This window comes from Micromonospora echinofusca (assembly GCF_017614955.1).
Classification (GTDB): Bacteria; Actinomycetota; Actinomycetes; order Mycobacteriales; family Micromonosporaceae; genus Micromonospora; species Micromonospora echinofusca_A.
This window is the reverse complement of sequence record NZ_WVUH01000505.1, coordinates 1-3826: the sequence shown is the minus strand read 5'-3', so window position 1 is coordinate 3826 and position 3826 is coordinate 1. Positions and strand designations below refer to the sequence as shown.

Annotated in this window: 3 protein-coding genes; all 3 read right to left on the bottom strand. The window is 71.5% G+C overall.

Annotated elements, in window-relative coordinates:
- Positions 1 to 801: hypothetical protein (locus tag GSF22_RS31810; protein WP_208817611.1), on the bottom strand; the 801-nt coding region annotated here is incomplete at its 3' end.
- Positions 802 to 906: 105 nt separating this feature from the next.
- A complete protein-coding gene (locus GSF22_RS31805; RefSeq protein ID WP_208817610.1) occupies positions 907 to 1287 on the bottom strand; it encodes a hypothetical protein in 381 nt (126 codons plus the stop codon).
- The gene (locus tag GSF22_RS31800; protein ID WP_208817609.1) at positions 1284 to 3740 is read right to left on the bottom strand and encodes an AAA family ATPase; all 2457 of its coding nucleotides are present in this window, start codon (positions 3738 to 3740) and stop codon (positions 1284 to 1286) included. Before GSF22_RS31800 ends, GSF22_RS31805 begins: the two co-directional genes overlap by 4 nt.
- Positions 3741 to 3826 lie beyond the last annotated feature (86 nt).

Here is a 3826-nt window from a genome sequence, read left to right as displayed (position 1 = left end):
CACGAGCAGTCCCCGGCCGAAGGGTTCGAGTTCGAGGTGTGGGCGGGCCTGGCTGGTCCGGTTGCCCGGTTGGCTGCGGTAGGTGGGGCCGGCCCAGTCGAGTTGGCCGGTTTCGGCGAGGTGTTGTGCTCTGGCGATCAGGTGTGGGGGGAGGCCGAGTCCGTCGGCGTGGAACACCGGTTGGTGGAGTCGGTGCAGCAGGTCGATGCAGCGGTCGACGAGGTCTTCGGCGTAGTCGCCGCCGTGGGTGAGGAACCGTTGGACGGGCTTGTCGAGTTCGGTCAGGCGGGATTCCCGTCCGGGGGTCAGTGCCCAGGCCAGGAAGTGCTCGGCGGACGTTCCGGGGTCGCGGGCCAGCCGTTGCAGGAGGAGGTTCAGCAGGTCGGCGATGCAGTAGGCGGGTACGCCGCCGTGGATGAGGATCTCGCCGACGTTGACCTGCGGTAGGCCGGGGAACCGGGCCAGGCGGAACCGGTCGAGGTTGGTGCGGAACGCCTCGCCCCAGAGGTTCTGGTCGACCCGGCCGGGCGCGAGTTCGTGTACGGCGCTCCAGTAGTTGCCGTGGGCGTAGCCGACGGCGCCGATGCCGACGAGGCCGACGACCAGGCATGCGGGGTACCGGTAGCGGAGCAGCCAGCGGCGCTCGTGTGGTGCGGTGTCGGCGAGGACCTGGCCGAGGGCGGTGATCGTCTGTTTCACCTGTTCTTCGGGGACGTCCAGTTCGGAGACGAGGGACGCGGCGTGCAGCGCGGGCGCCCAGGCCCGTTCCCGGCCGCGGAGGGAAACAGATGTGTGGGACACGCTCTTCCTATCGGGGATGCGACCGGAGCCGTTCGAGGATGCGGCCGGAGCCGTTCGGGGATTCGGCTGGAGCCGTTCGGGGATTCGGCTGGAGCCGTCGAGCGACTACGCGGGGCCGGTGGTCGTGGTTGACGGCGGTTGGAATCGGGACAGCAGGAGGCTGACGTCCCGGTGCCAGCTGCGCAGTTCCGCCACGACGGGTGCGAGTTCGTAGCTGTGGTGGTGCATGGCGCGGGACAGGCCGTGCCATGCGGTGCGGGCGATCCGCGCTGCTTCGGGGCCGGCGAAGGCCGGTAGGACCAGCAGTTGGTGCCGCATCGGGCAGTGCGCGACGGTGGGGGCGACCTGCTGCCAGTAGAGGTCCAGTCCCTGTTCGAGGGCGAGGCGGGTGAGGCAGGCGCAGCCGCGTTGCCAGCAGCGGCGCATGCTCGGGCTGGGTTGGACCATCAGGGCAGCGGCGTGGTCGAGGAGTTCGGTCGGGGTCATGTCGGGCTCAGCTTCCGCACCAGGCGACGGGCGTCGTCGACGAGAGTGGTGAGGTTGGTGGCGCCGCCGTGGGAGCCGCTGTTCGCAGCCCGGACCACCCAGGGGGCGGCGGAGTCGATCCTGGTCAGCTCGGCGGTCAGGTCGGCGACGCGTTTGCGGTCGCCGAGCAGGGCCAGGGCGAGTGTGGGGCGCAGGCCCTGCGCCTCGCTGATCGCGGCTTCGGTTTCGGTGACGGAGGTGCCGGCCCGGAAGCCCTGCACCCGGATCCGCTCGTGGCAGGTGAATTCGAGGGCGTCGCGGATCAGGTTGCAGACGACGGTGACGCGTAGGGTGTCGGCCAGTTTCTCGTCCTGGGTGATGGCTGCGGCGTCGTTGAGGTAGCGCTGTGCGGGGTCACCGTCGCGGCCGCCGGTGACGGTCACCTGGGAGCGGGTGAGTCGGCTGACGGCGAGGATCCGGGCGTCGAGTTGCAGGTGTCGGACTGCGGCGGGGAGGCGGTCGTCGTGGGTGAACACGATCACCTGCCGGTGTTTCGCGACCTGGGCGAGGACCTGGGCGAGGCCGTAGACCTTGGCCGGGTCCATGGACTGCACCGGGTCGTCGATGAGCAGGAACCGGAACGGGCTGTCAGGCATCGTGGCGCGTGGGAGGAACAACGCCAGGGCGAGGGAGTGCAGTTCGCCCTGGCTCATGACGCTGAGGGCGGCGCCGGGCACCCCGTCGACCTGCACGCCCAGGTCGACCCGGCGGGTGGGGCCAGTGCCGGCCAGTTTGATGGTGCCGAGCTGGACGTTGCTGTCGTGGCGCAGCGTGTTCCAGATGGTGGTGGCTTCGGCGGCGACCGGGGCCAGTTTGTCGTCGCGGATCTTCTCCCCGATCGTCCGCAGTTCGGCGATCGCGGTCTTGACGGCGGCGTACATGACGGCGGCGTGCCGGCTGGCCCGTTCGGTGTCGATCCAGGTGCGCAGCTGGTCGGCGACCGGCTGCCAGGCCTGCCGCCTGCGGTGCAGGGCCTGCCGGGCGGCGGTCTGCACCGGGGTCAGGGTGTCCCGCAGTGCGTCGACGATGGTGGTCGCGGATGCGGCGATGGTGTGAGGGTCGGCGGTGGCGAGCAGGTCGTCCCAGCGCTGCCACGCCGTCCGGGCGTCGTCGGTGTGGACCGATTCGGACGACAGGTCGAGGTGCAGGACCGCCGGTAGGGCGGGTACCTGCTGGCGCAGGGCGCGTCGGGCCTGGCGTTCGGCGCGGTGGGCGGCGTCGAGGTGCTCGGCGCGCCGGGTCAACTGGTGCAGGTGGGTGTGTGCCTGCGCGGCCCAGTCCTCGTCCAGGGTGCGACCCCCGCACACCGGGCAGGGCTGGTCGGGGTGGCTGGCGTGGTGGCGCAGGGCGTCGCGGAGCAGGCCGGCCAGGGCTTTGGCTTCTTCGACGGGGGTGCCGGCCAGGTCGTCGATCTGGTGCAGTGCGGCGCGGAGCGCCTCGATGGTGGTGGTGAGGGCGTCGCGGTCGGGTAGGTGCAGGACGTCGAGTTGGCGCAGGGGCACGACGGTCGCGTCGTCGGCCGTGTCGCTGCTGGTGGTCAGGGTGTCGAGCTGGTCGAGGTCGGCGGTCCGGCCGGTGAGGGCCTGTTCGGCGAGGCGGGCGCGCGGGTCGGGGTGTTCGGCCAGTGTGGTCCGCAGGGCGGGGAGGGTTTCGGTGCCGCGTTTGCGCTGCTGGTCCAGGTCCCGGCGGGCGGTCTTGAGCATCGTTTCGATCTCGACGAGTCGGCCGAGGCCGAGGATCCGTTGTAGGGAGTCGTGCATCTCGCTGGGGCTGCCGCTGACCAGGCCGCCGAGTTCGGAGTAGGACAGGAAGGGCCGGTAGAGCTGGAGCGGGGTGTCCCAGCCGAGGTCGGTGATGTTCTGGCGGCGTTGGCCGGTGGCCTGCAGGAAGGTGGTGGCCTCGGTGAGGTTCGCGTCGCCGGTCCAGTGGCATTCGACGGTGGCGCCGTCGCGGTGGCCTTCGACGCCGAGGCGGACGCGGATGCGGGGGTCGGTGTCGGCGTGCAGGTTGCGCCAGCCCTGCCGCCAGACGGAGGTGCGGCCGGACCAGCGTTTGTTGTCGCCGGTGAGGGCGAATTCGGCGGCTTCGGCGAAGCTGGACTTGCCGGAGCCGTTGCGGCCGGTGACGATGGTCAGCCCGGGTCCGGGGACGAGGTGGAGGGTGGCGGTGGGGCCGATGCCCCGGAAGCCGGTCACCTCGATGCCGGCGAGGTAGGTGCCGATCGGCTGGCGGTCGTCGGTGGCGGCGACCGGGGGTCGGGGCCGCTGCGGTGCCGTTCCGCCGAGCATGTCGGCGAGGTGGTCGGCTCCGCACAGGGCGGCGATGATCAGGTTCTCGGCGGTGTCGGGCAGGTTGGCGCGGTCGAGGTGGTCGAGGATGAGTTGGTCGACGGTGCTGGTCTGGTCCTCTGTCACGTCGTGCCTCCTCTCGCGGGGAAGGTGGTGACGGGTGGCCGGCGCCGCCAGTGGGGTCGGCGGCGGGTCGCCCGGCGTCTCGGGGG

Coding starts and splice junctions, on each gene's coding strand:
- GSF22_RS31805 (WP_208817610.1), bottom strand. CDS start 1,287: ATGACCCCGACCGAACTCCTCGACCACGCCGCTGCCCTGATGGTCCAA.